At 48.8% G+C, this 2697-nt stretch carries 3 protein-coding genes and 1 pseudogene; all 4 read right to left on the bottom strand.

What is annotated here, in order from left to right; genetic code table 11:
• The coding region (locus Q0413_RS03575) for a hypothetical protein (RefSeq protein ID WP_298987381.1) at positions 1–1129 on the bottom strand (1129 nt) is incomplete at its 3' end.
• A complete protein-coding gene (locus tag Q0413_RS03570) occupies positions 1122–1364 on the bottom strand; it encodes a hypothetical protein (RefSeq protein ID WP_297959908.1) in 243 nt (80 codons plus the stop codon). The genes Q0413_RS03575 and Q0413_RS03570, both read right to left, overlap by 8 nt.
• A 9-nt stretch (positions 1365–1373) precedes the next feature.
• Positions 1374–2444 carry a 3-isopropylmalate dehydrogenase gene (gene leuB, locus Q0413_RS03565; protein ID WP_298987379.1) on the bottom strand — a complete coding sequence of 357 codons (1071 nt, stop codon included), beginning with the start codon at positions 2442–2444 and terminating at the stop codon, positions 1374–1376.
• Positions 2445–2453: 9 nt separating this feature from the next.
• Positions 2454–2697 (bottom strand): annotated as a pseudogene (locus Q0413_RS03560) (3-isopropylmalate dehydratase); the annotation flags it as partial.

Genomic DNA, 2697 nt, shown 5'->3' with positions numbered 1-2697 from the left:
CGGGATGTCGCGCTGCTTCAGGCTGGCGCATGGCGGAATTTTGAGCACCATAAGAGGCAAGGCTTCCCGCTTGCATATCCTGCGCGGCAGAATTACGAAGCTGCGGCGTGGCGAGCTCATGATCTCGCACCTCAGGCATAGTAAAATTCTGCGGCTGCGAAACGAAATTTTGCTGGCGCGCGGCAACATTGTGGATATTTAGCGCGGCGGAATTTTGAGCTTGAAGCAACGCTAAATCCTGCTTTTTAGAATGCGCCGTACCGAAATAATCGTCAGCTTCGTTTTCTTTGAAATCAGAGCCAGACCCAAAATCGTCATTGCTTAGCTCCTTAAAATGCGCGCCTAAAATACGAGGCGTCAAATCTTGCTCACTTTGGGAGTCGTCATCCGTAGAATTTAGCGCTAATTCAAAATCTTTACTTTCGGCAGAGCTTCGCGGTATGCTTGTGTCCCTGCTTTGCGGCGAAGCAAACCCATTCATATCGCTACCTAAACTATCGTAAATTTCACCTACGATGCCTGATAAATCACGCAAGCTTCCGTCAAATTTTGCGGCAGAGCTTTTTAAAATTTCATCGTTTGCAAAAGCAGTATTTGCGGAATCTTTGCCACTTGCAGAGGCGGAATTTATAAAATTTTCTCCATTTAAAGAGACGGAGGCCACGGAATTTTCACCGCCTGTAAGATCAGAATTTTTAAAATTCTCCTCGCTGGAAAAAGTAAAATTTTCATCTTTTGTGGCAGATTTTTTTAAAGTAGCGTCCGCCGTAAATTCCGTGCCGCTAGGCGCAGAGCTCTTGCGTGCAAGGGCATTTGAACGATCTAGGGCGGAATTTAAAGCGTCCGATGAAACAAAACGCGAAGTGGAATTTTTGGTATCTAAGGAAGTGAAATTTTGCGCGTTTGGTGAAGCGATATCCGGTGCAGATGTGGAATTTAAGGCGCCAGATGCAATGGGATCTGGCGCAAAAGAAGCGGGGCTTAAAGCATCCTGCGAAGCCTGCGCTTCTGCTTCAGCGCTGTTTGCATTTGTAACCCCCTCTTGCTGCACCGCCAAATCTTGCGCACGCTTTTGCGCTTTCATCTCATTTACTGCTTCGATGATATCTTCCAGTTCATTTTCATACATCAATTAGCCACCTCTTAAATTCCGCTTGTTTGCGCGCATCGACGCTAAAAAAGCGCTCCAACATCGCCATATTGACGCCCGAGCTTACTCGATGATTCAAATTTAGCCGCGCAAAAAGCACCGCCGCATCGCCATCTTGCGGATTATCGCGTAAAATACCGCGACAAATCCGCATTGCGCCGTAGATATCGCCTTTTTTCTCAAGCTCCATAGCGTATGCTAGTGCGCCATTCAAAGCTAGCTCCTAAGCCTTAGCCGCGTAATCCGCGATGATCGAGCCGATCTCTGCGGTCGAGCAAATTTCTTTGGCGTCGTACTGCGCGATGTCCTTGGTACGGTATCCGTCGCGAAGTACGGCGCGTACGGCGCTTTCGATCGCTGCTGCGGCCTCATTTTCGCCGAATGCGTATTTCAGCATCATCGCCGCACTTAAGATCGTAGCGATCGGGTTTGCGATCCCCTGCCCCGCGATGTCGGGCGCGCTGCCGTGGATCGGCTCATAGATGCCTACCTTGCCGCCGATACTCGCACTCGGAAGCAACCCGATAGAGCCGCAGATCATACTCGCTTCGTCGCTTAAAATATCGCCGAATAAATTCTCGGTCAAAATCACGTCGAACTGCGCTGGCGACCGCACTAGCTGCATCGCGGCGTTATCGACGTACATAAACTCCAAATTTATCCCCGCATAATTTTTCGCTAGCTCGCTTACGACCTCGCGCCACAGCTGGCTTGTTTCAAGCACGTTGGCCTTATCTACGAGCGTTATCTTTTTATTTCGCAAAAGCGCTGCCTCAAATGCGACCTTAGCCACGCGCTCGATCTCAGAGACGTTGTAGCACATCGTATTTAGCGCGTCCTTTTCATTTTTAACGCGCGGCTGCCCAAAATAAATCCCGCCCGTAAGCTCGCGCACTACCATTATATCGACGCCTTTGATGATCTCCGGCTTTAGCGTCGAAGCGTTTATCAGCTCATCAAAAATCATCGCAGGACGTAAATTTGCAAACGCTCCAAGCTCCTTGCGAATTTTTAGCAGTCCGCTTTCTGGGCGCAGTTCACGCGGCAGACCGTCCCATTTAGCGCCGCCGATCGCACCGAAAAGCACCGCATCGCTCGATTTAGCGGCATTTAGCGTCTCATCAGGAAGCGGAACGCCCATAATGTCGATCGCAGAGCCGCCCATCAAGCGGTAGTCAAAATTTAGCTCAAAATTAAATTTATGGCTTACAGCATCGAGCACCTTGATCGCTTCTTCGATGATCTCAGGACCGATTCCGTCGCCTTTTATCACGCATACGTCGTATTTTTTCATCCAAATTCCTTACAAGTTTATCTTTGTTTTTGCATAATTTATCGCCCCGCCGGCATCGAGGAGCTTTTGCATAAACTCGGGAATTGCGCCGAATTTATACTGTGTCTTTTGAGTTAAATTTTTAATTACGCCGCCCTTTAGATCGATGCTAAGCTCGTCGCCCTGCGCGATCTTATCCGTCTCGTCGCATTCGAGGATCAAAAAGCCCGTATTGAAGCTGTTTCGATAAAAAATCCTAGCGAAGTTTTTTGCG

This window comes from uncultured Campylobacter sp., assembly GCF_938045465.1.
Lineage (GTDB): Bacteria > Campylobacterota > Campylobacteria > Campylobacterales > Campylobacteraceae > Campylobacter_B.
Note: the sequence above shows the minus strand (reverse complement) of the source record. Positions and strands in the feature narration are given on the sequence as shown.

Coding starts and splice junctions, on each gene's coding strand:
- leuB (WP_298987379.1), bottom strand. CDS start 2,444: ATGAAAAAATACGACGTATGCGTGATAAAAGGCGACGGAATCGGTCCT.